23 protein-coding genes are annotated in these 26,319 nt (G+C 73.1%); 8 read left to right on the forward strand and 15 right to left on the reverse strand.

The window, feature by feature from the left end; all coding sequences use genetic code 11:
* Position 1: 1 nt before the first annotated feature.
* On the reverse strand, positions 2 to 946 hold the full coding sequence (locus ACIP6W_RS03100) for a hypothetical protein (RefSeq protein WP_400428232.1): 945 nt from the start codon (positions 944 to 946) through the stop codon (positions 2 to 4).
* Between the two features lie 138 nt (positions 947 to 1,084).
* Between ACIP6W_RS03100 and ACIP6W_RS03105 the strand changes: the two genes are divergently transcribed.
* Complete coding sequence (locus ACIP6W_RS03105; protein WP_400428234.1) at positions 1,085 to 2,083, forward strand: nuclease-related domain-containing protein; 999 nt, start codon at positions 1,085 to 1,087, stop codon at positions 2,081 to 2,083.
* Positions 2,084 to 2,146: 63 nt separating this feature from the next.
* On the opposite strand, the gene ACIP6W_RS03110 is transcribed toward ACIP6W_RS03105, so the two are convergent.
* Together ACIP6W_RS03110 and ACIP6W_RS03115 are read right to left on the reverse strand one after the other, a co-directional pair.
* Positions 2,147 to 2,704 carry a low molecular weight phosphatase family protein gene (locus tag ACIP6W_RS03110; RefSeq protein ID WP_245171941.1) on the reverse strand — a complete coding sequence of 186 codons (558 nt, stop codon included), beginning with the start codon at positions 2,702 to 2,704 and terminating at the stop codon, positions 2,147 to 2,149.
* Positions 2,705 to 2,706: 2 nt separating this feature from the next.
* On the reverse strand, positions 2,707 to 4,011 hold the full coding sequence (locus ACIP6W_RS03115) for an adenylosuccinate synthase (protein ID WP_066652061.1): 1,305 nt from the start codon (positions 4,009 to 4,011) through the stop codon (positions 2,707 to 2,709).
* Positions 4,012 to 4,215: 204 nt separating this feature from the next.
* Here ACIP6W_RS03115 and ACIP6W_RS03120 point away from each other — a divergent pair, with 204 nt between their 5' ends.
* The gene (locus ACIP6W_RS03120; RefSeq protein WP_400428236.1) at positions 4,216 to 4,389 is read left to right on the forward strand and encodes an Rv0909 family putative TA system antitoxin; all 174 of its coding nucleotides are present in this window, start codon (positions 4,216 to 4,218) and stop codon (positions 4,387 to 4,389) included.
* 80 nt (positions 4,390 to 4,469) lie between these two features.
* Here the strand turns inward: ACIP6W_RS03120 and ACIP6W_RS03125 are convergent, their stop codons facing one another.
* Together ACIP6W_RS03125 and ACIP6W_RS03130 are read right to left on the reverse strand one after the other, a co-directional pair.
* Positions 4,470 to 4,640 carry a hypothetical protein gene (locus ACIP6W_RS03125; protein ID WP_153257418.1) on the reverse strand — a complete coding sequence of 57 codons (171 nt, stop codon included), beginning with the start codon at positions 4,638 to 4,640 and terminating at the stop codon, positions 4,470 to 4,472.
* A gap of 135 nt (positions 4,641 to 4,775) precedes the next feature.
* On the reverse strand, positions 4,776 to 8,435 hold the full coding sequence (locus ACIP6W_RS03130; RefSeq protein WP_400428238.1) for a S8 family serine peptidase: 3,660 nt from the start codon (positions 8,433 to 8,435) through the stop codon (positions 4,776 to 4,778).
* Positions 8,436 to 8,593: 158 nt separating this feature from the next.
* On the opposite strand from ACIP6W_RS03130, the gene ACIP6W_RS03135 reads away from it, so the two are divergent.
* The 4 genes from ACIP6W_RS03135 (at position 8,594) to ACIP6W_RS03150 (ending at position 13,415) form a co-directional block, all read left to right on the forward strand.
* On the forward strand, positions 8,594 to 9,250 hold the full coding sequence (locus ACIP6W_RS03135) for a TetR/AcrR family transcriptional regulator (RefSeq protein ID WP_066657692.1): 657 nt from the start codon (positions 8,594 to 8,596) through the stop codon (positions 9,248 to 9,250).
* The gene (locus tag ACIP6W_RS03140) at positions 9,247 to 9,963 is read left to right on the forward strand and encodes a hypothetical protein (protein WP_400428241.1); all 717 of its coding nucleotides are present in this window, start codon (positions 9,247 to 9,249) and stop codon (positions 9,961 to 9,963) included. Before ACIP6W_RS03135 ends, ACIP6W_RS03140 begins: the two co-directional genes overlap by 4 nt.
* On the forward strand, positions 9,960 to 12,029 hold the full coding sequence (locus ACIP6W_RS03145; protein WP_400428244.1) for a YhgE/Pip family protein: 2,070 nt from the start codon (positions 9,960 to 9,962) through the stop codon (positions 12,027 to 12,029). Before ACIP6W_RS03140 ends, ACIP6W_RS03145 begins: the two co-directional genes overlap by 4 nt.
* Positions 12,030 to 12,395: 366 nt before the next feature.
* Complete coding sequence (locus ACIP6W_RS03150; RefSeq protein ID WP_400428246.1) at positions 12,396 to 13,415, forward strand: LacI family DNA-binding transcriptional regulator; 1,020 nt, start codon at positions 12,396 to 12,398, stop codon at positions 13,413 to 13,415.
* Positions 13,416 to 13,607: 192 nt separating this feature from the next.
* Here the strand turns inward: ACIP6W_RS03150 and ACIP6W_RS03155 are convergent, their stop codons facing one another.
* The 4 genes from ACIP6W_RS03155 to ACIP6W_RS03170 all read right to left on the reverse strand — a co-directional run bounded on the left by ACIP6W_RS03155 (position 13,608) and on the right by ACIP6W_RS03170 (position 16,346).
* Positions 13,608 to 14,279, reverse strand: a complete 672-nt coding sequence (locus ACIP6W_RS03155) for a TrmH family RNA methyltransferase (protein WP_400428874.1) — start codon at positions 14,277 to 14,279, stop codon at positions 13,608 to 13,610.
* 87 nt (positions 14,280 to 14,366) lie between these two features.
* Positions 14,367 to 14,678 carry a DUF4190 domain-containing protein gene (locus tag ACIP6W_RS03160; RefSeq protein WP_209684090.1) on the reverse strand — a complete coding sequence of 104 codons (312 nt, stop codon included), beginning with the start codon at positions 14,676 to 14,678 and terminating at the stop codon, positions 14,367 to 14,369.
* Between the two features lie 58 nt (positions 14,679 to 14,736).
* Positions 14,737 to 15,603, reverse strand: coding sequence for a DUF3592 domain-containing protein (locus ACIP6W_RS03165; RefSeq protein WP_400428248.1), 867 nt, complete (start codon positions 15,601 to 15,603; stop codon positions 14,737 to 14,739).
* On the reverse strand, positions 15,600 to 16,346 hold the full coding sequence (locus tag ACIP6W_RS03170; protein ID WP_066652046.1) for a TetR/AcrR family transcriptional regulator: 747 nt from the start codon (positions 16,344 to 16,346) through the stop codon (positions 15,600 to 15,602). The genes ACIP6W_RS03165 and ACIP6W_RS03170 overlap by 4 nt, the downstream gene beginning before the upstream one ends.
* A gap of 138 nt (positions 16,347 to 16,484) precedes the next feature.
* Between ACIP6W_RS03170 and ACIP6W_RS03175 the strand changes: the two genes are divergently transcribed.
* Positions 16,485 to 17,282 carry an HAD-IIA family hydrolase gene (locus ACIP6W_RS03175; RefSeq protein WP_058730132.1) on the forward strand — a complete coding sequence of 266 codons (798 nt, stop codon included), beginning with the start codon at positions 16,485 to 16,487 and terminating at the stop codon, positions 17,280 to 17,282.
* Between the two features lie 19 nt (positions 17,283 to 17,301).
* Here ACIP6W_RS03175 and ACIP6W_RS03180 read toward each other — a convergent pair whose 3' ends face one another.
* The 5 genes from ACIP6W_RS03180 to ACIP6W_RS03200 form a co-directional block, all read right to left on the reverse strand.
* Positions 17,302 to 18,756 carry a phytoene desaturase family protein gene (locus ACIP6W_RS03180; RefSeq protein WP_400428250.1) on the reverse strand — a complete coding sequence of 485 codons (1,455 nt, stop codon included), beginning with the start codon at positions 18,754 to 18,756 and terminating at the stop codon, positions 17,302 to 17,304.
* Positions 18,753 to 19,649, reverse strand: a complete 897-nt coding sequence (locus ACIP6W_RS03185; RefSeq protein WP_066652042.1) for a UbiA family prenyltransferase — start codon at positions 19,647 to 19,649, stop codon at positions 18,753 to 18,755. The genes ACIP6W_RS03180 and ACIP6W_RS03185 overlap by 4 nt, the downstream gene beginning before the upstream one ends.
* Before the next feature lie 29 nt (positions 19,650 to 19,678).
* Positions 19,679 to 20,554, reverse strand: a complete 876-nt coding sequence (locus tag ACIP6W_RS03190; RefSeq protein WP_400428254.1) for a L,D-transpeptidase — start codon at positions 20,552 to 20,554, stop codon at positions 19,679 to 19,681.
* Positions 20,555 to 20,698: 144 nt separating this feature from the next.
* Positions 20,699 to 22,474 carry a phosphatase PAP2 family protein gene (locus tag ACIP6W_RS03195; RefSeq protein ID WP_400428256.1) on the reverse strand — a complete coding sequence of 592 codons (1,776 nt, stop codon included), beginning with the start codon at positions 22,472 to 22,474 and terminating at the stop codon, positions 20,699 to 20,701.
* 237 nt (positions 22,475 to 22,711) lie between these two features.
* Positions 22,712 to 23,593, reverse strand: a complete 882-nt coding sequence (locus ACIP6W_RS03200; protein WP_400428258.1) for a lysostaphin resistance A-like protein — start codon at positions 23,591 to 23,593, stop codon at positions 22,712 to 22,714.
* An 84-nt stretch (positions 23,594 to 23,677) separates the two neighbouring features.
* Here ACIP6W_RS03200 and ACIP6W_RS03205 point away from each other — a divergent pair, with 84 nt between their 5' ends.
* Positions 23,678 to 24,367: a metal-dependent transcriptional regulator gene (locus ACIP6W_RS03205; protein ID WP_066652032.1), complete on the forward strand. Its 690-nt coding sequence runs from the start codon at positions 23,678 to 23,680 to the stop codon at positions 24,365 to 24,367.
* A gap of 508 nt (positions 24,368 to 24,875) precedes the next feature.
* Here the strand turns inward: ACIP6W_RS03205 and ACIP6W_RS03210 are convergent.
* On the reverse strand, positions 24,876 to 26,171 hold the full coding sequence (locus ACIP6W_RS03210) for a sodium:proton exchanger (RefSeq protein ID WP_400428260.1): 1,296 nt from the start codon (positions 26,169 to 26,171) through the stop codon (positions 24,876 to 24,878).
* Between the last annotated feature and the right edge of the window lie 148 nt (positions 26,172 to 26,319).

Genomic DNA, 26,319 nt, shown 5'->3' on the forward strand with positions numbered 1-26,319 from the left:
CTCAGGGATCCGACCGGCGCCGTCCGTCCCGCAGGCGCACGACGACCGCACCGGCGATTCCGATGACGGCGGCGATCAGCAGCGGCACCAGGGTCGCTCCCGCCGGTCCCATCGCCATCACGAAGACCGTGGCGCCGGCCGACACCATCTCGAGCGGGTACGGCAGGTACACGCGCGACCCCAGTGCGTACGACACCGCCGTGATCGCCGCGGTCCCCGTCCACAAGAGCCCGAGCGCGATCAGCGCGGCGATGCCCTGACCGACCGTACGGAGCCCGGTCCACGCGATCGCCGCACCGACCGCCACGGCCGGAAGCCACCGCAGCACCGCGAGGACGACGCCCGCCGCGTCACCGGGCGAGGACACCGGCGGGACGACGAACGTGTTCGCCCACGACCCGAGCGCCACCGCGCCGAGCGCCAGTGCGACGAGCGCACCGCCGGGAGCCGCTCGGGCGACGAGCGCAGCGAGCACCGCCGCCGCTCCGACGCACACGAGCGACCCGACGGTGAGCGCGACGACGTACAACTGCGCGGCGCTGACGTCCGCACCGGTGCCCGGCGTGCCGTCCATCCGCATGCCCGCGCCCGTGACGACGGCGGTCTCGACGACGGCCACGACCTGCACCCCGACCAGCCCGGCGAGCGCCGCGAGCGATCCGCTGCGCCCGATGGACCCGCGAGCACGCAGTACCCGGACGGCGATGCCAGCGACGACTCCCCCGACGAGCAGCAGCGACGCGATGGTCGTCACCGCGTACTGGCTGAACGGCAGCAGGGCGATCGGCATGTCCGAGGGGTCGGTGGTCGGCGTCGCCCACAGGTTCTGCAGTGGGAGCCGCATCCCGGTGACGATCCACGGGAGCAGACCGGCGACGGCCGCCCCGGCTCCGACCGCGACTCCGACGGTGATCTGCTGCGCGGTGCCGCGCTCTCCGTGGTGCACCACGGCACCGTACCGACCACGGCGGATCGTGTCGGCGTCCGCTGCCACCCGTGGGCCGTCGGACACATCGCCGATCGGACCTCGGGACGCGCCGGGGTGCGGCGACCGACTCGCGTCGAGCCGTGGTGAGGTGAACCCATGACCAGCGACCTCGTGCCGTGGGTGGTCGCCGGGGGGCTCGCGATCGTCGTGGTCGTCCTGGTGATCGTCCTGCGGCGGACCCAGTCCTTCAACCGTGCCGCCCTGTCCGACGCCGAGGTCCGGCTGGACCACCGCACCGGCACCCTCGAGCGGGAACACCGCGAGCAGACCGCAGCCGCCGACGCGGAGCACGCGCGGCAGCTCGCCGGTGCCGAGGCCTCCCGCCAGCAGGCCCTCGCCGAGGCCGAGGCCGGTCGCGCCCTCGCCCGCACCGGCATGCGCTGGGAGGAGGCCTCGCAGCGCACGATCCTCGAGGTCTGCAAGGCCGCCGGGATCAACGGCGCCCTGCTGACCAACGTGGTGTTCGTGCCGGTGGCCCAGGGCGAGCGGGACCGCGACCGCAGCTACGCCGCCCAGCTCGACCACGTGCTCGTGTTCGAGTCCGGCCACGTGCTGGTCATCGAGAACAAGCGGTGGAACGGCATCGTGTTCGACGGCCGCAAGCCGAGCGCGGTGCACCACGCGTTCCGCAACCTGCTCGACGAGTCCTCCCTGACCGGGTCGTTCGCGATCCAGGTCCGCAGCCGTCGCGTCCTCGACCACGCGGACGACGTCGAGCACTGGTGGCAGGTCCGGGTGCAGTCCGGCGGGAACGCCCCGACCCGGCAGGTCCGGCAGCAGGCCCGCCGGCTGCAGCGGTTCCTGGCGGACGAGGACGGCAACGGGCCGCAGTGGGTCGACTCGTGCGTGTTCTACTCCGGCGACGCAGCCGCGTACGTCAACCCGGAGGACCGCAGCACGAGCACGACGCCGACGGGTCGTTCCGCGACGACCGCCGTCGTGACGAACGACAACGAGCTCCGCGGGCTCGTCACCGACCTGGCACGCAAGCACGCCGTGCCGAACCGGGCGCGCACCGACTCGGTCGTGCGACAGCTGGCCGGCCAGGGCGCGCACACGATCACGGTCGGGACGTACCGCCTGCCGGAGGCGTGAGCAGACACGACGAAGCCCCCGCCGTCGAGGCGGGGGCTTCGTCGTTCCCGGAGCGGAGGGGCGTCAGCGCAGCGCGCGCAGGGCGTCCGCGATGGGCGTGAGCGCCGCGTCGATCTCGTCGGCGACCCGCACGTGGGTGTCCTCGGACCGACGGTAGGGGTCGTCCACGTCGTCGTCCGCCGGGTCGGCGGGCGGCGGCACGGTCCCCCGCAGTCGAGCGACCCGGTCGACCAGGTCCTGCGCGGTCTCGATGCCGGCCAGGTCGCCGGGCTCTAGCCCGTCGAGCACCCGGGCGAACTGCTTGATGGTGAACGCCCGCTTCGCTGCCCGCGGTGCGAGCGACACGACGGCTGCGCGGTGCGAGCGCTCGGCGGTGAGCACGAGGTCGGCCGACGCCGCGATCTGCTCCGTCAGGTAGCGCGAACGGTGCGTGGAGGGCTCCCCACCCAGACGCGACGACTGCGCGGCAGCCGTCTCGTCCATCAGGGCGCCGTCGTCGGCGATGGTGCCGGCCGACTCGACCGTGAACGCCGGGGCGTCCGGGCCGAGCCGGGCCTCGAGCACCTGGGCGCCGAGGGGCGAGCGGCAGATGTTGCCGCTGCAGACGAACAGGATCCGCATCGTCACGCGGCAGCCTCGCCGGTCCCGAGCAGGTCGTGGCGGACCACGATCGCGTCACGGCCGGGGCCGACGCCGATCGCCGAGATCCGCGCCCCGGACATCGCCTCGACCGCGAGCACGTAGTCCTGCGCGGTCTTCGGCAGGTCCTCGAACGACCGGGCACCGGTGATGTCCTCGGTCCAGCCGGGGAACTCCTCGTAGATCGGCTTCGCGTGGTGGAAGTCCGACTGGTTCACGGGGACCTCGTCCACGCGCTCACCGTCGACCTCGTACGCCACGCAGACCGGGATGGTCTCGAGGCCCGTCAGCACGTCGAGCTTCGTCAGCACGAAGTCGGTCACGCCGTTGATGCGCGCCGTGTACCGGGCGATCGGGGCGTCGTACCAGCCGCAGCGACGCGGACGGCCGGTCGTGGTGCCGAACTCGAAGCCGTTGGCGCGGAGGAACTCCCCCGACTCGTCGAACAGCTCGGTCGGGAACGGGCCGGCGCCGACGCGGGTCGTGTACGCCTTCACGATGCCGATGATGCGCTCGAGCTTGCCCGGGCCGATGCCCGAACCGGTCGCGGCGCCGCCGGCGGTCGCCGACGACGAGGTCACGAACGGGTAGGTGCCGTGGTCGACGTCGAGCATGGTGGCCTGGCCGGCCTCGAACAGCACGGTGTCGCCCCGCTCGAGCGCGCGGTGGATCTCGAGCGCGGTGTCGGCGACCATCGGGCGCAGGCGCTCGGCGAAGGACAGCAGCGACTCCACGACCTCGTCCGCGTCGATCGCGCGACGGTTGAAGACCTTGACCAGCAGGTGGTTCTTCTGGTCGAGGGCCGCCTCGACCTTCTGCCGCAGGATGTTCTCGTCGAAGATGTCCTGGATGCGGATGCCGACGCGGTTGATCTTGTCGGCGTAGGTCGGGCCGATGCCGCGACCGGTCGTGCCGATCTGGCGCTTGCCGAGGAAGCGCTCGGTCACCTTGTCGACGGTGCGGTGGTAGTGCGTGATGACGTGCGCGTTCGCGGACACCAGGAGCTTCGAGACGTCCACCCCGCGGGCACGGAGCGCGTCGAGCTCCTGGAACAGGACCTCGAGGTCGACGACGACACCGTTGCCGATGATCGGGGTCACGCCGGGCGTCAGGATGCCGGACGGCAGCAGGTGCAGCGCGTACTTCTCGCCGCCGACGACGACGGTGTGGCCGGCGTTGTTGCCGCCGTTGAACTTGACGACGTAGTCGATGCGGGACCCGAGGAGGTCGGTTGCCTTCCCCTTGCCCTCGTCACCCCACTGGGCACCGATGATGACTGCTGCGGGCATGGAGGTTCTCCTCACGTTGGCGGAGGACCGCACCGGCGGGCTGGGCCGATGGTCCACCCGAGTCTATCGACTGTCCATCTGCACGCCACATCCCTGTGGACGAGACGGCTGACGAGGGCGACCCACAGATCGGACCTGGGAGCCCGTCCGGGCCGACCGGCGCAGCGTCGGACGGGTCAGATCCGACGAGCAAGGGAGCACGACATGAGTGACCTCGGTGACAAGGCCGAGGACTTCGCGGACAGCGACAAGGGCGAGCAGGCGACCGACGCCGGTCTCGGCAAGGCCGCGGACGCGGCCGACAAGGCCACCGGCGGTGGCCACGGCGACCAGATCGACAAGGCGGAGCACGCAGCCGACGACAAGATCGGCAAGTAGACCGCACCACGGAACGGACGGGAGGCGCGGTGCCAGCTGGCACCGCGCCTCCCGTCCGTCGTGGTGGTGGCGTTCCGCGATCAGGCGCGGAAGAAGTCCTGGTACGACGGGTCGCCCACCGGCTGGGCGTGACCGGGCTGCGCGAGCCGCTCCTCGACCATGGCCTGGAGCGCGTCGGGCGGGGTCAGCCCACGGCGGCGCCACTCCATCGGGTTCGCCCGGAGCTGCATCAGGGAGGTGTGGGATCGCATGGCCTCACTCTCCCATCCATTGCCTAGTTTGCCTAACTACATGTCCCATTGCCGCACTCGGGACCACTCCGCTCGGAGACCGGGAACGGCGAACGCCCCGCCACCGGACCGGTGACGGGGCGTTCGTGTCGATCGCTACTTGCGGGGTGCCACCGTCGCGGTCTCGGCGGAGGTCGCCGAGCCGTCCTGGTAGCCCGTCGCCTTCGCCGTCACCTCGACGGAGAAGCGGTGCCCCGCGTCCGTCGTGCCGAGCGTGTAGCGCTGGTCCGTCGCACCCTGCACCGCGACGCCGTCACGGAGCCACTGGTACGAGTACGAGACCTTCTTGCCGTCCCACGAGCCGGGCTTCGCCTTGAGCGTCTTGCCGACCTTCGGGGTGCCGGAGATCGTGACGGCGCTGCCCTCGCGGAGGGTGAGCGTCGGCGCGGTCTGCGCCGCCTGGAGCACGTCGGCCTGGTCGCCCACCGCGTTGCCGAGGTGGAGCAGCAGGACCCGGGCGTTCGTGGCGTCGGCCTGTCGCGTGACCTGCAGCGCGCCCTTGTCCGCGTAGAGCACACCGGTGGTGGTGCCCTGCGCGAAGGTGAGCGCCGGTGCCGACGGGTCGTACGTCGCCGGGTCGGTCTCGTCCACGACGTTGGAGCCGCTGGTGGCGAGGGCCGGGGCGTACGCCGACTCGGTCAGGACCGAGTAGTCGAACGGACCGGTCGCACCGATGGTCGACGCCGACACCGTCAGCACCTTGACGGCGCTGTCGAACGTGTTGACGTCCTGTCCCGCGGTGCCGCCGTTGAGCGGCTGCGCGTCGACCGTCTTGCCCGTCGCGAGGTCCACCGTGGTGGCGAGCGTCGCGTCGACCGTGGCCGACTTGGCGTCGTAGACCAGGTAGTCCGGCTCACCGTCGCGGTCCGTGTCGATGAGGACCTCGACGTTGGTCACCGCGCCGGGGTTCGCGTCGGCACCCGCGGTCTGGACGCCGAAGGCGAGCGTGTCGGATGCCTTGTCGTAGTTCGCGCCGTAGGCCCGGATGTCGGCGGCCTGCAGCGACTGCTTCGCCGAACCGGCGGGCAGCGGCTCCTGCGGGTCGGTCCCGCCCAGGACGAACGGTGCGACGGACGAGTGGTACCCGGTCACGGCGTCGCCCTGGTCGACCGAGCGGCCGGTGAGCGCGAGCTCCGCGGTCGTGGTCGAGCCCGAGAACGCGATGTCCTTGCCGTGCACGGCACTGACCGGCTTCGGCGCGACGTACGCACCGAGGCGCATCGGGTTCAGCTTCGCGTCCGTCGGCGTGAAGGACACGACACCGGACTCGGCGGCGACGAACTCACGCTGGTAGCCGGACTGCACCGACTCCTGCGTGGGGTCGATGACGCGACGCAGCTGCGTCGGGTCGGCGATCGTGTACGTCAGCTTGACGGTCGCGGTGCCGTGCGCCGGAGCGGTGACCCGCTTCGTGCTCAGCGAGAACGCGACACCCGGCTGGTCCACCTGGGCCTGGTACGCCACGTCGTACGTGTGCGGACGGCCGTCGGTGTTCTGGATCTGCAGGGTGCGGGACTCGGTGGTCTTCCCGCTGACCTCGACGACACCGTACGAGGCGGTGACGAGCTGGTCGTTCTCGATGCTGCGCACCGTGGTGCCCGCGGTGACCGCCTGCAGCGCGTCGACGCGGCCGGTGCCCTGGCGCAGCAGCGTGGCGTCCCGGTCACCCTGACGAACGTCGTGCGTCGCGGTGTTCATCACGGCGGCCTTGACCTGCGGGGCCGTCCACGACGGGTGCGACTGGAACGTCAGCGCGACGATGCCGGCCACGTGCGGGGTCGCCATCGAGGTGCCGCTCATCGACATGCGGCCGTCACCGGTGCCGTTGGCCGCGGAGATCACGTTCACCCCGGGGCCGGCGACGTCCGGCTTGACGATGTCGTCGAACGAGCCGTGCACGCCACGGCTGGTGAACGGGGCGAGCGTGTTCACGTTCGCCTGGTCGGTCGCCAGCTGGAAGCCCTTGAGCTCCTGGGCGAACTGCACGTGGAGGGTCCCGGCCGTCGCGGCGGCCTGGAGGCTCGCAGCACTGTCCGAGGTCAGCTCGGCACCCGGGATGGTCGCGTTCCCCGCGATGCCCGAGTCGAAGCTGGTCACCGTCCCGGCCAGCAGGACGCCGACACCGCCGGCTGCCTGCACGTTGGTGAAGCGCACACCGGAGCCGCACTCGAGCGCCCCGTCGGTCCACTTCAGCCAGACGACCTTGCCCTTGATCTTCGCGGCCTCGTCGGCGCTGAACGCTGCGCAGCCGTCGATGTTCGTGGTCGGGACGACGACGTCGCCCTCCACCGGCAGCGTGCCCTGGTAGTTCTGCGAGTACTGCGCACGGTAGGTGCCGGCGACGTCGGACGGCGCGGTGGCCTTGACACCGTCGAACAGCGACTGCCCGGTGGCGCTCGCGGCGACGGTGAGGGCGCCCTCGGCGTTGCCCGGCGAGCCACCGATGTCGGTGAAGTCGTCGGCGTTGCCCGAGGCGATGACGGGCAGGACACCGCGGGCGGTGAGCGCGTCGATCTTCGCGTTGTCGGGGTCGTCCGGTGCGCCGTAGTCGGAACCGAGCGACAGGTTGAGGACGTTGATGTCCTTGCCCTCGGTCAGGGCCTGGCCGACCCAGTCGAGCGCGGCACCGGTCAGGTCGGTCGAGCCGCCGCCGTCACCGAACACCTTGAGGGCGTAGAGGCCGGCGTCCGGCGCGGTGCCCGGGCCGATCCACATGTCCTGGACGGACTGGTTGGTCAGCTTCGTGTAGTCGCCGCGGAACGTCTTCTTGTCCGCGGTCAGGCCGTAGCCGGCGGCGGTGCCGGACACGTGCGTGCCGTGGTCGCCGCCCTTGCCGTCGATCGGGTTCGCGTCCGGCTTCGGGGTCGGGTCGTAGCCCGCGCTCGAGGAGTCGGCGTTGTAGGTGGGGCCGGCGAAGTCGTAGCCACCGAGGTACTTCTTCGCGTCGAACCAGCTCGGGTCCGGCGCGCTCGTGCTCGCGAGGGCCTGCTCGTACGCGGCCGTCGTGCCGGGGCCGCCGAAGTCGGCCTGGGTGTAGTCGAGACCGGTGTCGAGGACGGCGACGTTGACGCCCTTGCCGGTGCGGCCGGTCTGCTGCCACGCGTCGAGCGAGCGCGTGTAGACGTCGCTCGCGGCGTTCTTCGGGCTGACGCCGTCCGCGCCCGGCTGCACCAGGTCGGGGTCGACGCCGCTCGGGGCCTTCGACGCGTCACCCGGGGTCGGGTCGACGATCTTCTTCGGCGTGAGCGGGATGATGCTCTCGACGTCCGACCGGCTGGCGATGTCGCGCAGGGCGTCGACGTCGGCGACGACGGCGACACCGGGGACGGTGTACTCGGTCGAGTACAGCTCCGTCGCCTCTGCGTCGGACCGCTTGACGGCGGCGCGGACGGCGTCGACGGTCGACGTGATCGCCTGCACGCGCTCCTTCGCGGCGGACGACGGCGTCTTCGACCTCGTCAGGTCGCCGCCCTTCGCCTTCGCGTCGACCTCGAGGGCCCCCTGGCCGGTCGTGCGGACGAACGCCGCGACCGTCTTCTGGGGCTTGGCGTCGCGCAGGGGCGCCGCGAGCTTGAGGTCGGCGGCGGAGAGACCGCTCGGCGCGGCGTTCGCTGCGCCGCCCACGGCGAGACCGCCGCACGACAGGGCGACGGCGGCGATGCCGGCGGTCAGGATGCGTGCGACGCGTGACCGCGTGGTGCGCTCCGTGGTGGGTGGTTGCTCGGGTACTGCACGGTTCGGTGTTGCACGTGTCACAGGGCGCACTCCTCGGCTCTGTCCGTGGTGGGAATTCCTGTGAAGTTATGCGTTCGTTCACAGGCGGAACAGTCCGCACTTTGGAGGACTGGCCCTCGTTCGGGGGTACAGCACCTCGTAACTTGCACAGCAGTGTGCACGTTATTACGATGGTGCTCGTGACCACCACCGACCAGCCCGGACGCGCGCCCCGACGGGATGCGACGGCGAACCGGGCCGCCCTGATCGAGGCCGCACGGAGCGTCCTGCAGCAGGACCCCGATGCCTCGCTCGAGACCATCGCGTCCGCCGCGGGCCTGTCGCGCCGTGCGGTCTACGGACACTTCCCCTCCCGCGACGACCTCGTGCGCGAGGTCGTGACCGGCGGCGCCGCACGGATCGCCGGCGCGATGCCGTCGTCGTCCGAGCTCGCCGACCTCCCGCCCGCCGCACGGCTCGCGGCGATCGCCGTGACGCTCTGGGCCGAGGTCTCGCACGTGCGCTCCATGGCCCGCGTCGCCCTGCGCAGCCCGTTCGCCGAGTCCGTGGCCGAGGTGTTCGCGCCGCTGCGGGCACAGGTCCGCACGGCCTGCGCGCTCGGCATCGACGAGGGCTCGATGCGCGACGACGTCGACGCGGACACGCTCGCCCGCCTGGTCGAGGCCGCCTGCATCGCCGTCCTCGACGAGGCCACCCGGTCCGGCACGAGCGACGAAGCCGGTCGCCGCACGGTCGTGCTGTCGGCGCTCGGCACCGCCGGCATCGACTGGCGCACCGCGCTGCTGTCCGAACCCGCCGCACCCGCACCCCGTACCGAGCAGGAGACCCGCGCATGACGCTCGAACTCGACCACGTCGGCATCGGCGACGAGCCCGGCGCCGAGCTGCCCGTCGTGTCCGCCGTCGCCGCTCCCGGTCGCCCCGGTGTCGTCGCCGTCGAGACCGAGCAGGCCCCGGTGCTCGCGTCCCTGATCGCCGGCGGGCGGATGCGTCCCGAGTCCGGGCGGGTGCTGCTCGACGGACACGAGGACGCCGCAGCGGTACGCGCGGCCTTCGCGCTCGTGGACACCCCGGGCGTCGCCGAACCGTTCCCCGTCATGACGATCCGGAAGGTCGTGCGCGAGGAACTCGCGTTCGCCGGGCAGCGCCCCTCGCGCGACCACGTCGACACCGTGCTCGACGAGCTCGGCATGCGGGACCACGCCGACACGCACGTGCAGCGGGTCCCGACCGACGTGCGGGTGCGGCTGCTCGTCGAGCTCGCGCTGCTGCGGGACGGGGTCACGGGCATCGTGCTCACCTCGCCCGAGCGGCACGGCGGCGCCGTGGCCGACTGGTTCGCGGTCGTGCGCGACGTCGCCCGGCGCGGCGTCACCGTCGTCCTCGTGACGTCGAAGGCCGCCGCAGCCACCGTCGAGCAGCTGCTCGACACGATCCGCACCGAGGGTCCCGACGACGTGACCTCGACCGACGGGGGCGACCAGGGCCTCCCGTCCGGCCCCTCCGACCCCGAAACTCCCGCAACCGTCCCGACGGAGGCACCCGCGTGACCATCCCCTCGCTCATCCGCGCCGAACTGGCGCGCCTCACCGCAACGCCGCTCGCCCGGCTCGCGTTCGTCGCCCTCATGGTGGTGCCGCTGCTCTACGGCGGCGCGTACCTCTGGGCGAACCGCGACCCGTACGCCAAGCTCGACCAGATCCCGGCCGCGATCGTCGACCAGGACGCCGGCGCGACGCTCGACGGCGACCGGGTCGACTACGGCGAGGACGTCACGAAGGAGGCGATCGACGGCGCCGACTTCAAGTGGACCGAGACGACCGCGGCCGACGCGCGCTCCGGCGTGCGGAACGGCAAGTACGACTTCGTCGTGACGATCCCGCACGACTTCTCCGAGGCCCTGGCGTCGGCGCAGGGCGACGACCCGAAGCGTGCCGAACTCGTCATGACGACCGCGGACACGAACTCGTACCTCGCCTCGACCATCGCGGAACAGGCCGGCAAGACCATGCGCACGGCCGTCGCCGAGCGGGTCGGCAAGCAGGCGGCGACGACCCTGCTCGTCGGACTCGCCGACGTGCGGGACAGCCTCGGCGACGCCGTCGACGGTGCGGGACAGCTCGCATCGGGGGCGACCACGGCTGCGGACGGCGCGTCCTCGCTCGCGTCCGGCACCTCCGCGCTGTCCGCCGGGGCCTCGCAGCTCGCCTCCCGCACCGCCGCACTGCCGTCGCAGACCGCCCAGCTCGACAGCGGCGCACAGCAGGTCGCGTCCGGGGCCTCGACCCTGGCGTCCGGGCTGCAGTCCGCACAGCAGCAGACCGCGTCACTCCCCGCGCAGACCGCGCAGCTGAACGACGGCGCGCAGCGGGTCGCAGCGGGGAACGCGGCGTTGGCCGAGAAGGTCGACTCGGTCAGCGCCGACGTCGACGCGGTGCAGCCGGTGGACGCCGCCACGGTGCTCGCGCAGATCACCGCGAACCTGCCGGAGGGCGTCACGCTGACCCCCTCGCAGCAGGAGGCGATCACGAAGGCGGTCGGCGACGTGAACACCGCCGGCGCCTCGGCCAAGGAGACCTACGCGTCGACCAAGTCGGCCGTCGACCAGCTCCGCGACGGGTCGGCCCAGGTCGCGGCCGGCACGTCGGCGCTGGCCTCGGCGTCGCCGCAGCTCGCGGACGGCATCGCATCGGCGTCGAGCGGCGCCTCGCAGCTCGCATCGGGCTCGTCGCAGGTCGCCGCGGGCACGTCGAAGCTCGCCGCCGCGGCACCGACGCTGTCGTCCGGTGCGGCCTCGCTCGCGGACGGTGCCGCGTCGGCCGCGTCCGGTGCCTCGCAGCTCTCGTCGGGTGTCGACCAGCTCGAGGACGGCTCGAAGGAGCTCGCCGCGAAGCTCGACCAGGGACGCACGAGGATCCCGGCATCGACCGCCGCCCAGCGCTCGTCGCAGGCGTCCGTGATCTCGGACCCGGTCAAGGTCGGCGACGACAACGTCGCCGCCGCGTCGAACTACGGCGCCGGCCTCGCACCGTTCTTCATCTCGCTCGCCGCCTGGATCGGCATGTACGCGCTGTTCCTCATCCTCAAGCCGATCTCCAAGCGGGCGATCACCGCCGTGCAGAAGCCGCTGCGCGTGGTGCTCGGTGGCTGGCTCACCCCGGCGCTCCTCGGGGTCGTGCAGATGGCGGCGCTGTTCCTGATCGTGCGGTTCGCGCTCGACCTCGACGTGGTGCACGCCGGGTCGACGGTGGCCGTGATGGTGCTCGCCTCGGCGACCTTCGCGGCGATCATCATGGCGCTCAACGTGCTGCTCGGCTCGGTCGGGCAGTTCCTCGGCCTGGTGCTCATGCTCGTGCAGCTCGTGACCGCCGGCGGGACCTTCCCGTGGCAGACGCTGCCGGGGCCGTTGGCGGCGCTGCACTTCGCGCTCCCGATGACCTACTCCGTGGACGCGATCCGGCAGACGATGTACGGCGGGTCGTTCGCGGCGGTGTGGTCGGACGCGGGGGTGCTCGCGTGCTGGTTGCTCGGCGCGCTGCTCGTGTCGTACGTCGTCACCGCGCGGCAGACCCGCTCGCGGACGCTGCGCGACCTGCGGCCGAGCCTGATCGGGTAGCGCGGGCGGCGCGCGGCGCGGGCGCGGCGCGGAGCGCGGCGGCGCGGGCGGCGCGGGCGGCGCGGGCGCGGCGCTCGGGGCGGCGCGGGCGGCGCTCGGCGCTCAGGGCGGCTCGGCCGTCAGCACAACGAGAAGCACGTCGCGCCACGCGGTTCCGTGGCGCGACGTGCTTCCGGTGGTGCGCGAGCACCCAGCACCACACGCCGCCTCCGCGCCACCTCCGCCCCGCGAGCACGCCGGACGCCCCGCGCCCGCTACACCCATCCCATCGCACCCCACCCACCCCGGTCGGCGCACCATGTCCTGACAACCGCTCGAGTCGGGGCCGCTACGATCGAGGGACACCACGACGGGTCGAGGGAGATCATGGGAGACGGCAGGTCCGCCACCGCAGACGGCAAACCGGCGACCATCTACGACGTCGCCGCCCGCGCAGGGGTCTCGAAGTCCCTCGTCTCGCTCGTGCTCCAGCGGTCCCCGAAGGTCAGCGACCAGCGCCGCGAGGCCGTCCTGCGGGCCATCCAGGAACTCGACTACCGCCCGAGCACCGCGGCCGTGTCCCTCGCCGGCACCCGCAGCCGCACGATCGGCGTCGTGCTCGACGACTTCCGCAACCAGTGGTTCGTCGACCTGCTCACCGGCCTGCGCGAGGCGCTGCAGGACCAGGGGCACCGCCTCGTCGTCGCCGACCGCTTCCTCAACACCGGGCTCGACGCCTCACCCGTCGAGGGCTTCCTGTCCATGCGCGTCGAGGGCATCGTCATCGCCGGCGAGCCCGACACCGACCTCGCGATCCCGGCGAGCATGCCCGTCGTCGTCGCCGGCGGTCGTGCGGTGCTCCCCCGCGCCGACACCGTCGCGAACGACGACCGCGCCGGTGGTCGGATGGCCGCCGAGCACCTGCTCGCGCTCGGCCACACGCGCATCGGCTTCGTCGGCGGGCGCTCGGCTGCGTCCGCGGAGCGGCTCACCGGCCTGGAGGCACGGATCACCTCCGCCACGTCGCCCTCCTCGCTCGCCACCCACGTCATGCCCGTGGAACCCACCGAGGAGGCCGGCGCCGAGGCCGTCGGGCACCTGCTCGACGCCCACCCCGACGTCACCGCGGTGTTCGCCGCGAACGACGTCATGGCGCTCGGTGCGATGTCGGGGCTCGCCGCCCGGGGCTTGCGCGTCCCCGAGGACGTGTCGGTGATGGGCTACGACGACACCCCGCTCGCGGCGTCGTCCTACGTCGGCCTGACGAGCATCGACGACCGCAGCGTGGAGATCGGCCGTGGCGCCGGGGAGCGCCTGCTCGCCCGGATCGCCGACCCGACCGCTCCGGCGCAGGAGACCCTGGTCGAGCCCCGGCTCGTCGCCCGCCGCACGACCGCTCCGCGCTGACGCGAGCGTCCGCGCCGCCCGCACCTCCCGCGCGCACCCGAGTCTCGCCTCCGCGGACACGTTCGCGGCCCCGGCGCCGCGAACGTGTCCGCGGAGCCGAGTCTCGTGCGCGGCCCCTCCGGCCCGGCGGCCCGGCGGCCCGGCGGCCCCCCGGCCCGGCGGCCCGGCGGCTCCAGCCCGGCGGCGAGCGCGTCAGTCCGTCGGCAGGACCGCGTGCTGGACGACCCAGGCGTGCATGATGATCGCCGCCGCGGCCGAGGCGTTGATGCTCCGCGTCGACCCGAACTGCGTGATCTCGAGGTGGGCGTCCGCACCCGCGACGGCCTCGTCGGTGAGCCCGGGTCCCTCCTGCCCGAACAGGAACACGCAGCGCTCCGGGATCGCCGCGGTCTCGATGCGCTCGGCACCCGGGGTGTTGTCGATCGCGACGACCGGTCGTCCCTCCTCGTGCATCGCAGCCAGGAACGCCGCGACGTCCGGGTGGTACCGCACGTGCTGGTACCGGTCGGTGACCATCGCCCCGCGCTTGTTCCAGCGCCGCCGACCGATGACGTGCACGGTGCCGGCGAGGAACGCGTTCGCACTCCGCACGATCGACCCGATGTTGAGGTCGTGCTGCCAGTTCTCGATCGCGACGTCGAAGGCGTGTCTGCGGGTGTCGAGCTCGGCGACGATGGCGTCCATCGACCAGTACCGGAAGCGGTCGACGACGTTGCGGGTGTCCCCGGCGGCGAGCAGCTCCGGGTCGAGCCGGGGGTCCTCCGGCCAGGGCTCGGGGTGCGGCCCGACGCCGTTGGTCGTGGCCTCGTGGGTCGGTGGCAGCGTGGGACCGTCCGGCTGCGCCGGTCCCGTCGACGGGACCAGGGGGTCGGACGGGAGGCGCTCGGTCACGTGACCAGCGTAGGGCGCGTGCCCCGCGCCTCCCGTCCGGCGACCGCCGTCAGCCGACGGTCAGTACGACGTCGGGTACGTGACCGACGGCTCGGACATCGCGACCGCGACGAGCGCGATGAAGAGCACGGCGTAGAAGACCGTGATCACCCCGCCGACGATGACCGCTGCGAGCGCCAGGCCACGGCCGCCCTCGTCACGCTTCTTCGTCTGGGACATCGCGACGAAGCCGAGGACGAACCCGACGATCGGCGCGACGAACGCCGCGACGAGCGCGATGATCGCGAGGGTGTTCGTGCGCTGCGGGGCGGCCGGTGCCGTCGCGTACGGCTGGTACGGGTGCTGCTGGGGCTGGACGTTCTGTTCTGACACGGCTGACGAGCCTAGGAGCGCCGCGTTTTCGTGGAGAAGTGCCAATCTTCGTCCGGCCTCAGGTCGTGCCGGGGCGCAGGTAGTCCTCGGGGTCGTCACCGCTGCCGGTCGTCGTGAAGATGCGCTTGCGGTCGCCGGGGCGGGCCGGGTCGTGGAGCACGGTGACCGTCCCACCGAGCACCGGGGCGGTGCCGTGGGTGAAGCCCTCGGTCCGCTCGACCCAGCGCCGGACGCCGTGCAGGTCCACGAACGAGAACGTCCACCGCAGCAGCGTGCGCGACGCGTCCGGGGTCGTGCCGCCGCTGATCGCGGTGACCTCGCCCGTCGTACGACGGCCGTTCGCCATGACGTCCGTGAGTCGGGCGCGACGGTTCCCGCGGCCGACCCGCGTGGCACCGCCGGCCACGAGCGCGAGGACGGTCACGACGGTGAGGAGCCCCGGCAGCCACCACACGGCGGTGTACAGGATCCAGCTGCCGATGCCCCACGTCTCGTCGTGCCCGAACGTCGGGTCGACGGCCACGCCGACGCGGTCCGGGGCGGGCCACTGCGTGGTCGTGGCCCACCAGGTGCACGCGGTGGCACCGACGAGCCAGAGCGGCAGCGGCCCGAGCCCGACCAGGTCGGTGGTGCGCCCGGACCACCGGTGGTTCCACCGCGTGTACACGCCGACGGCCACCAGGGTTCCGACGACCGCGCTCGGGGCCGCCCACAGGTGCGTCTCCGGGTCGGGGCTGTCGGAGAAGATGCTGTTGACCGTCATCATCCGGAAGCGCAGGACGAAGTCCGACACCGCGAGTCCACCGATCACCCCCGCGGCGACGACCAGCAGTGCACCGACGACGGTCATCGTCAGGGCGGTGGTCGAGCCGCGGTACCGGGCCTCGCGTTCGCGGCGTGCCTGCTGCGGGTCGACCGTGCTCACGACGCGGTGGTGCCGTGCGTGCGGACGCGGGCCTCGATGCCGGCGGTGATGATCTCGAGGCCCAGGGCGAAGCGGTCGTCGTACGAGTGCTCGCCGAGGATCTCCCCGACCACGCGGTGCCGCTCCGGACGTCCCGCCTCCGAGTCGCCGCGGCCGACCTGCACGCCGGCGTGCCCGACGACGAAGTCGTAGACCACGAAGAAGGCGTACATGGCCTCGCGCTCCGGCAGACCTGCCTGCTGCAGGGCCCCGACGACCTTCGCCACGACGGCGTCGGACTCGGTGGAGGCGAGCGGGGCGCGCTGGCTGTGCGACTCGAGCACGAGGGGGTGGGTGCGCATGAGGTCGCGGAAGGTGCAGGCGAAGACGTGGACGACCGAGCGCCAGTCGTCCGGCCAGACGAAGGTGGCCGTGAACTCGTCGACGGTGCGACGGACGAGCTCGGCGTGCAGGTCGTCGAGGCCGCCGATCGTCCGGTGCACGGTCATCGGTGCGACGCCGAGCTTCGCGCCGAGGGCGCGGAAGGAGAGGCGGTCGAGGCCCTCCTCGTTGGCGATGGCGGTGGCGGCGTCGACCACCTGCTGTCGGCTCAGGACGTTGGGGCGACCGCGGCGGCGACGGGGTGCGGCGGCGGTGTCGGCTGCCGGTGTCGTCCCGGTGGGGGCGTCGGCCGCTCCCGCGCCGGTACGGCCGTCGGTCGTGGTGCGCGGCTGTGCGGTGGGGCTGCCGGGGTCGACGAGCACGGGGAGGCCTCCTTGATCCGGTACGTGTCCCGAAAATCGTAACCCAAAGCCGAACGCCGGTCGGTGTCCGGTCGGCCAGTCCTCCACAGTCGGGTGACCACCGGGCCCGGCGAGCGGCGGCCCCAGTACGCTGGGCCCATGGCGACCCGCGACGAAGTCGAGTGCTGGCTGACCGACATGGACGGCGTGCTCGTCCACGAGAACCAGGCCCTGCCGGGCGCTCCCGAGCTCATCCAGCAGTGGCTGGACGAAGGGACCGAGTTCCTCGTCCTGACGAACAACTCGATCTTCACGCCGCGTGACCTCAGCGCCCGGCTGCGGTGGTCGGGGCTCGAGGTCCCCGAGGAGCGCATCTGGACGTCGGCGCTCGCCACCGCGGACTTCTGCCGCTCGCAGATGCCCGGCGGCTCCGCGTTCGTGATCGGCGAGGCCGGCATGACGACGGCGCTGCACGAGGCCGGCTTCATCATGACCGAGACCGCGCCCGACTACGTCGTCGTCGGCGAGACCCGCAACTACTCGTTCGAGGCGATCACCAAGGCCGTCCGGCTCATCCGCGACGGCGCCCGGTTCATCGTGACGAACCCCGACGCCACCGGGCCCAGTGCCGAGGGGGTCCTGCCGGCGACCGGGGCCATCGCCGCGATGATCGAGAAGGCCACCGGGAAGCAGCCGTACGTCGTCGGCAAGCCGAACCCGATGATGTTCCGCTCGGCGATGAACCGGATCGGGGCCCACTCCGAGAACACGGGCATGATCGGCGACCGCATGGACACCGACGTGCAGGCGGGCATCGAGGCCGGGCTCCACACCGTCCTGGTGATGACCGGCATCAGCGACCAGGCCGAGATCGACCGGTACCCGTTCCGCCCGAGCGAGGTCATCGCCGGCGTGCACGAGCTCGTCCGCGCGGAGCCGATCGAGGTCGAGCTCTAGCGAGGGCGTGAACGCGCGCTCAGACCGGGTTCGCCCGGAGCAGCCGCTCCGTCGCGATCATCGCGCCGCCCACGACCGCCGGGATCCCGCCGCCGGGGTGCACCGACGCTCCCACCCGCCACAGCCAGGGCCGCCAGCGGTCGTTGTACGAGGGGCGGTGGAACGGCCCGCTCTGCCACGGCGGACGGGCCGCCCCGTAGAGCGCCCCGTGCGGTTCTCCCCCGGTGCCGTAGTACTGCGGGTCGAGGACCACGTGGTCGTCGAGCAGGTCGGTGATCGGTCGGTCGAGGCCCAGCGCTGCCGACACCCGGTCGACCTCCCGCCGCACGAAGGGGTGGTCGATCTCGTAGTGCGCCCCGTCCGCGGGTGCGGTCAGCAGCACGCCCACGGTGCCGTGCGGGTTCGGGGAGAGCTCGCCGGCGCGGTAGTGGTTGACGAACACCATCGTGTCCGCCGGCTCGTCGCCCGCCTCGAGGCTCCGGTGCAGTGCGTCCGGCTTCGTCGGCAGCACCACGCTGTGCGTCGCGAGGCCCTCGGGCAGCTCCTCGCGCAGCACGCCGTAGAGCGCGACGGCGGAGCAGGACAGGGCCCGGGGGCGGGGGCGGGAGCGCGGGCGGGGCAGCGCGGACATCGCGGACATCGCGGACATCGCGGACGGACCGGCCGGTCCGGTCAGCGCGGCGAGCCGGTCGGCGTCGAGGGCGCTGACGACCAGGTCGGCGGGGTGGTGCGCGGCCTCGGTGGTGACGCCACCGCGCGCGATGCGGGTGACGGCCTCGCCGGTGCGGACCTCGACGCCGGCGGCCTCGGCGAGTCGCTGCAGCGCGAGCACGACCTCGTAGACGCCGCCGCGGGGCACCCACGCGCCGGTCTCCGCCATGATCGCCGGCATGCTCGCGTAGAGCGCGGGGGTGCGTGCGGGTGAGACCCCGGCGTTGAGGGTGTGGATCGCGATGATCTCGCGCAGCCCGTCCGGCAGCCAGGACAGGCCGTCGAGGTACGCACGCGTGGTGAGCCGCGAGCCGTAGACGGAGAGCAGGCGACGGACGGCCGGCAGGGCCGAGCGGTCGAGCGGGTCGGCGAGCAGGAGCCGCGTGACGTCGTCGGCGAGCGGCGCGTGCAGGTCGGCGAAGCGTCGCCACGCCGGGTACCAGGGGTGGTCGGGTGCCACCGGGAGCGCGGTCTCCTCGCCGCCGTGGAAGTACCGGCCGACCTCGGGCATGCGCACCAGGTCGAGGTGCCCGTCCTCGCCGGAACGTCCGCCGAGTCGCCGCAGCAGCTCGTCCCACACCGCCGGGAAGGTGACGAGCGACGGCCCGGTGTCGATCCGGTCCGCCCCGAGCTGGATGCGACGGCTCTTGCCGCCGAGCCGGTCCGACGCCTCGAGCAGGGTCACCCGGTGCCCGGCACGGGCGAGCAGGGCGGCGGCGGTGAGGCCACCGATCCCGCCTCCGACGACGACGACACGACTCACCGGGCACCTCCGAGCACGATGGACACCAGGAGCAGCACCCCGGCGAAGGACCCCGCGATGTACGGGAAGGCGACCGACAGGCGGTACAGGCGGTGACCGGTCTCCGGCGACGGGGCGCGCAGCAGGCACACGACGAGGATGCCGGCGATGAGCAGGTTGACGGCGGCGACGGGGATGCTGACCACGGCGAACAACACCGTCGACACCACCCACCAGGCGCCGCTCCACAGCGCGGTCCCCCGGGGTCCGAGCCGGACCGCGGTCGTGGTGATGCCCGCGTCACGGTCCTCGACGATGTCCTGCACGGCGTCGAAGGCGTGCTTGGCGACGCTCCAGGCCATCAGTCCCAGCGCGGCGGGCCACGTCGGCTCCTCCTCGAGGGCGAACGGCACGATGACCAGCGGCAGCGCGTACGCCGCGTTGCTCAGCGAGTCGAGGTACGGCCGGGCCTTGAAGCGCACCGGTGGCGCGGAGTAGCAGACGAAGACGACCGCGTAGAGCAGGATCGCGGCGTTCGCGAGCGGCGGCAGCGTCAGCAGGAACGCGACGAGGAACGGCACGTTGACCACCGCGACGGCCCAGACGATGAGTCGGACCTCGGACTGCCGGATCCTGGCACCCTCGATGGACCCCTTGCGGGGGTTCGTCGCGTCGGTGTCCTGGTCGAAGACGTCGTTGACGCCGTAGATGAGCAGGTTGAACGGCAGCGTCAGCCAGATCAGGATCGGCAGCGCCCGCAGGTCGAACAGCGCGCCGGTGAGCCACACGGCGACCAGCCCCGAGCCGATCGTGTTGATCCACAGGACCGGACGCGAGACGTGCACCAGTCGGCGCACGGTCGCACCGGCCCCGGACCGCAGGGTCCTGGGCAACTGTCCGGTCCCGTCGGTCACCGGCCCGAGCGTACCCGGCGGCGCCCGTGCTACTCCACCGTCACGAGCGTCCCGAGCGGCAGGGCGTCGAGCGCCGCGACCCCCTCCGCGGAGAGCCGCACGCACCCGTGGGACACCGTCCCCGAGGCCGCCGCGTTCCAGTGCAGGCCGATGAGCCCGCCGTCCGACCCGCCGTACGGTTCGTCGGCTGCGCTCGAGTGCAGCGACGTCAGCTGGATCGCGTGGTCGCCCGTCCCTTGCGAGGGGTCGACGTACCGCTGCTCCAGGTACCCCGTCACGCCGGTCGGCGTCGGGGTGTCGGAGGTGCCCACCCCCGCGGGGAAGCTCCGGGTGACCCGTCCGGACGAGGACTCGATGGACACGGTCTGGTCGGCCGTCGAGATGACCACGTGCGACGTCGGTGTCACCTGCTGCACGAGTGCCGTCCGCGGCACCCACGCGGCCGTCTGCGCGGCCGCGTGTCCGTCGGCCGCCGAGGGCAGCTCCCGACGCGCCGGCGTGAGGACGAGCTCCCAGTCCCCCTCGTGCCGCAGTCCCACGACCGTCGTCGGCTGGCCGAGGAAGTCGGTGGCCGCGAAGCGCGCCACAGGGCGCTGCCGATCGGACCCGAAGAGCGGTGCGTCGGTGCGGAGGTGGAAGACCTCGGCGGACGACACCGTCCGGTCGACGGGCAGCAGGCCGCCGACCACGGCCGAGTAGCGCGCTTCGGGCAGCGCGGCGAGCGCCGCTGCGGCGACGTCGGGGACGCTCGGCACCGTGCGCGCCGTGGCCGTGGGGGTCCGGTCCGCCGCGGCGGGGACGGCGTCGCCGCCGGTCGCGCCGGTCAGCACCGGGACGGCGATCGCGGCGGCGGCGACCACGACGGCGGCGATGCCGACGGTGGTCCAGGTCTTGGGGTACGGCACGGGGGCCTCCGGTGGTGCGAGGGGGGGGTGAGCGGTCGGGGCGGCGGACGGGAGGCACGGGGCGGGCCGGTCCCGCGCCTCCCGTCGGGTGGGTGCGGACGGGAGGCACGTGACGGGCCGGTCCCGCGCCTCCCGTCGAGTGGGTCAGCCGCTGACGACCGGCAGGTGCACGCCGGCGGGGACGGTCCCGGTGGCGCCGGTGCCGCCCGACGTGCCCGCGCCGCCGGTCGAGCCGCCCGCGTTCGACGCCGCGGTCACGGTGATCGCGAGCGGCGTCACGAGCACCGAGACGCCCGACGCGTCGACGAGGTCGAGCGTGTGCGCGCCGACCGGAGCGTCCGCGGGGATCACGACCGAGCCGGTCGCGGAGCCGTCCGTACCGACCGTGAGCGTGCCGACCGTGACCGGGTCGGACCGCAGGACGACCTGCAGGGTGGCGCCGGCGGGGAGTCCGGTGCCGGCGAGGGCGATCGTCTTCCCGGCCTGCACGGAGGTGCCCTCGGGGGCGGTCAGCACGCCGGAGACGACGCGGGCCTGCCCACCGGTCGAGACGACCGTCGCGGTGCCGTCCGCGCCGACGGCGACGGTCGCGCTCGTCGCGGCCGCGAGGTCGAGCCGCTCCCACGAGCCGTTCGCGGAGCCGGACTGGTCGAGGGGGTGACCCGAGGCGATCTCGGTCTGCGCGAGCACCTGCGTGCGCTGCGCGTCGGTCAGGGTCGGGAAGGTCGACAGGAGCAGGTTCGACGCGCCGGTGGGGACCGACGGGGCGAGACCCGCGGTGCCGGTCTGCGCGAAGCCGTAGGTCATGCGCTCGCGGTAGACCTGCACGGCCGAGGCCCGGTCGGTGACGACCTGCGCGGTGCCGCCGGGCATCGCCTGGCCGCCGTAGGGGTCGTCGGTGTAGGGCCGCTCCGCGGCGATGCAGTTCGCGAGGGTGTCGCCGCACGTCGCCTCGAGGTACGCCGTGAGCTCGGCGCGGGCCGGCTCGAGGACCTCGGTGCGGTACCGCGTGTCGGACCAGCGGGCGGCGAGGGCGGCCTCGCCGTCGATGCGTCCGCCCATGATGTCGAGCGGGTAGTGGACGCCGAGGACGATGCGGTCGTTGCCGGCCTCGGACGTGCGGGCGAGGATCTCCGGCGCGAGTTCGGGCACGAGCGTGGCGAGGGTGATGCCCGCCTGGTACGCCGTGGTGGTGTGCCCGGACGGGTACGAGCCGCCGGTGCAGATGCCCTTCTGGCCGTAGCCGGCGTCGAGCACGACGTCGTTCGGCGAGAACTCGTGCGTGGTGTCGGTCGTGGCCGGCACCCGTGTGATCGTGAGGTTGCCCTTCGCGTCCGCCCAGGCCGTGCCGGTGCGGTTCGCGGCGAGCGACGACGCGTTCACGGTCGCCGGGTTGCAGCTGGCCGTGTCGTCACCGGCGGGCAGCGTCGCCGCGGTGTCGGTCGGCAGGTACGGCCGCGGGTAGCTGTAGTGGGCCTTCGCGTCGCCGGTGCCGACGTAGGCACCGCTCGTACCGTTCGACGAGTTGATGAGCGCGTCGACGAGCGGCAGGTCGCCGTCGTTGCGCCCCTGCACGAACAGCTTGCTCAGCGTCTCGCCGAGCCCCTGCGACACGGTGAAGGACTGGTCGTAGGCGGTGTTCGTCGCGTTGTCGTACTCGGCGTCCTGCAGCGCCCGGAACTGTTGCGCCGTCGTCGCGTGCTGGTTGATCCACGACGTCAGCTGGTCGTTCTTCGCCAGCGTCGCCGGGTCGTCCACGGTGCCGTGCAGGTCGTTCTTCCCGCTCGACGTCCAGTACTGGTCGTACCCGCTGAGCAGCGACACCAGGTCGGGCTCGGTGGAGTCGCTCGGGTACGTCGCAGCCTGCGCGGCGAGCGGCGACCCGAGCACGAGTGCGGTCGCGACGGTGGCGACGGTCACGCCGCGGACGGTGGATCTGCGCATGTGGTGGTGGTCGCCCGGGGGCGACGCCCCTTCCTGTTGTACCGGTGTGGAAACAGGGCGAACCTAGGGACGGGTGGTTGCCGGACGGCGAACGGCCCCCCACCCGGGGGTGAACCGGGCCGCAGGCTGTGCGCATTCGCAGCCCGTCGCCCTCGTGGACGAGTCGGCCCGGCGGCACCCGCCGGGCCCGGTACCTGAGCGCGGGCGGTCGGGTCAGACGGCGGACGGGAGGCGCGGCTCGTCCCCCTGCACCGCGGGCGCCCCCACGGGCGGCACCGACCGCCACCGGCGCAGCAGGCGGCGGCCCCGGTCGTCCCGCCATGCGACCAGGCCGCCGGCGACCACCCCGAGGGCGAGCACCGCGAACGCGAACAGTCCGAGGAGCCCGACGGGCACCATCCGCACCAGGTCCTGCGTCGGCACGGTGGCCGACACCGCGATCGACCCGAAGTCCCAGAAGGCGTGCAGCAGCACGGGCGCGAGCAGGTTCCCGGTGAGCCGGCGGGCGAGGTAGAGCGTCGAGCCGAACGACGCCGCGAAGACGACCTGCACGACGGTCGCTCCGACCTCCGCGCCGGCGAGGACGTTGAGGAAGTGCAGCAGCCCGAACAGCACGCACGACGCGATCCACACGCCGAACTCGGGCAGCCGCCGCCGGAGCCCGACGAGCAGCACGCCGCGGGTGAGCAGCTCCTCGAACACCCCCACGAAGAGGACCCCGACGGCGAGCAGCAGGAAGTACCGCACCGGCTGGGCGCCCCACTCGACGAGCGGGAGCCGGGCGACGCACACGGCTCCGATCAACGCCGGGGCCGTGAGCGTCCACCGGAGTGCCGTCCGACGACGGTCGGCGGTCGCGATCGGCCACCAGCCCAGCGCGGTGACGTAGACGCAGAGCACGAGCACCGCGATGCCCTCCGGCACCACGAGTGCCCCGAGGACGCCCTCGACGGTCTGCCCGAGCGTGCTGTAGTCGTCGCTCGGCCGCGAGCGCCAGGCGCTCACGGCCGCGAAGGCGACGAGCGGCGCGAGGCCGAGCAGGAGCGACGGGGGCACCGGCCAGCGACGGCGTCGGACGGGTGCGGTGGTGGTCACCCGCCGTTTGTACCATTGACGCATGCGCCTGCCCTCCCTGTCCGTCATGGCCCGGAGCGGACACTGCACCACGGCGGTGTCGTGATGCGCCTGCCCTCCCTGTCCGTCATGGCGGAGGACTACGTGAAGCTCGTGTGGAAGTCGACCGAGCGCGGCGGCGAGGGGCTCGCGACGCGGGACATCGCGGCGGCCCTCGGGGTCTCGGCGTCGACGGTGTCGGGGAACCTCCGGAAGCTCGACCGCGACGGCCTCATCGAGCACACCCCCTACTACGGCGTCGTGCTCACCCCGCTCGGGCAGCAGGTCGCCGTGGCGATGGTCCGTCGCCACCGGCTCATCGAGACGTACCTGGTGCAGCGGCTCGGCTACTCGTGGGACGAGGTCCACACCGAGGCCGAGGCGCTCGAGCACGCGGTGTCCGAGACGTTCCTCGAGCGGGTCGACGCCGACCTCGGCCACCCGACGCACGACCCGCACGGTGACCCGATCCCGGCGACGGACGGGTCGGTCCCGTCGTCGGCGGGCACGCTGCTCGGCTCGGTCGAACCCGGAGCCTGCGGGGTCGTGGACCGGGTGTCCGACGACGACCCGGCCCTGCTCCGGTACTTCGACGAGCTCGGGGTCGCACTGGGCACGCACCTGCGCGTCGAGCGTGTCCGCGACTACGCGGGTGTGATCGCCGTCAGCCGGCGGGCTCCCGACGGCGAGGAGTCCCTCGTCGACCTGCCGGCCGCCGCCGCCTCCGCCATCTGGCTCGCCCCCGACGCCGACTGACGCCAGCCGCCCGCCCGCTCGCCGAGCGGGCACTTCCTGTCACACTCGGCGGCTCCTGCCGACGGATCCTGCCCGCCCGACGGGACGCGCGCGGCACGTCCTGCCCGTTCGATGCGGCTGGTGCCCACGAACGGACGGGAGGCCCGGTGCCAGCCCGCCCCGAGCCTCCTGTCCCACGATTCCCGTCGCACGACATGCTGCTCACCTCCGCCGCCGACGGCACGTCGTGCGACCTGAACGGTCGCCGACGGCAGGTCGTGCGACCGGAACCGCCGGCACGCCCATCGGACGGGAGGCCCGGTGCCAGCCCGCCCCGAGCCTCCCGTCCCACGATTCCCGTCGCACGACATGCCGCTCACCTCCGCCGCCGACGGCACGTCCTGCGACCTGAACGATCGCCGACGGCACGTCGTGCGACCGGAACGGCCGCCGGCGGCAGTCGTACGACCGGAACCGACCGCAGCCGCCGCGGCCGCGGCCGCGGCCGCGGGCGGAGCCGCGCCGCCGCCTACGCGGCCGGAGCGCCGGCGGCGCCGGCCCGCCGGAACGGCGCCCGCAACGTCGGCACGATGTCCTTCCGGTTGATCCACAGCACCACGAGCGCCGCGACCACGTGCACCCCGCTCAGCACCCACCGCCCGCTCGTGTCCGTCACCACGAACTGCACCGCGAACAGCGCCACGAGCGCGATCGCCGACCACCGGTGGAAGCGCAGCGCGATGATGATCGCCACGCCCAGCACGGTCTGCGACGCGGTGAGCACGAACTCCTCGACCTGCCGACCGTCGAGCGGCAGCCCGCCCGTCGTCCCGCCACCGAGCACGTGGGCGATCGGCAGCGACCCGACGAGCAGCGACCACTGGTTGACCTTCGACGCGATGAGCGTCCCGATCGCCGCGCCGCCCATCCCGCGCAGGGCGAAGAGCGCTGCGACGATGAACTCGGGCGCCTCGGTCGCGAGCGGCGCGAGCCACTGCACGAGGAAGTAGCTGTCGATGCCGAGCGCGCTCCCCGACTCGACGAGCGCGTCCGCGAACGGCTCCGCCGACGACAGGATGACGGCGGCGGCCACGACGAACAGCGCGACGATCGTCCAGCGGCGCGCACGCTGCGGCATCGAGGCGATGTTCCCCGCCATCCCGACCATCTCCTCGTCGCCGCCGTCGTCCGGCGCCTGCGACGCCCGCCACAGGTACGCGACGAAGGCGGCGAGCAGCACGAACCCGAACCACAGCGGGATCGAGCCCATCAGCGGGATGAGGAACGCGACGACTGCCAGGAGCGCCAGGAAGCCGATGTCCAGCCGTGAGGACTGCTCCAGCTGCAGCACCGTCGTCGCCGACCGGGGCAGGGTGCCGGCGCGGACGTACCGGCGGGCGACGAGCAGCGAGATCACCACGACGAGGGGCCAGCCGAACCCGAGCAGCAGCCGGTTCGAGCCGGTCATGTTCGCGGCGGCGAACTGCTCGTACGACGGGTCGTACCCGGAGCGGAACGCGTAGTACAGGTCGACGGCGTACTCGGGCAGCACGGCGATGAGCGCGAGGATCGCGATGGCGAGCGCGCCGGAGATGTCCTTCTGCGCGGCCTCGGCGGCCCAGGCGAGCAGGAACGAGGCGGCGACCACCGCACCGCCGAAGACCAGCAGGTCGACGACGGGGTTCGGGGCGGAGCCCGTGACGCGGAAGACCACGGCGGGCAGGGCGATCACGATGCAGATCGCGATGCGCCCCCAGGCGCTGCCTCCCATGCGGGCGGGCGGTGCGTCGGCATCGACGACGCGGACGGGTGAGGTGTCGATCACGGGATGGTCCCTTGGTCGGGCCGCACCGATCGCGCAGGGGTGGGGAGCGCTTCGGCACGGCAGAACGGCCGAAGGTCTCGCTCGCCCGCCGGGTGGGACCGGCAGGTGGTGCACCGGGCCGATCGTCGTGATGGCCAGTGTGTCGATG

It is taken from the genome of Curtobacterium sp. NPDC088465, from assembly GCF_044753165.1.
In the GTDB taxonomy this organism is placed as follows: Bacteria; Actinomycetota; Actinomycetes; order Actinomycetales; family Microbacteriaceae; genus Curtobacterium.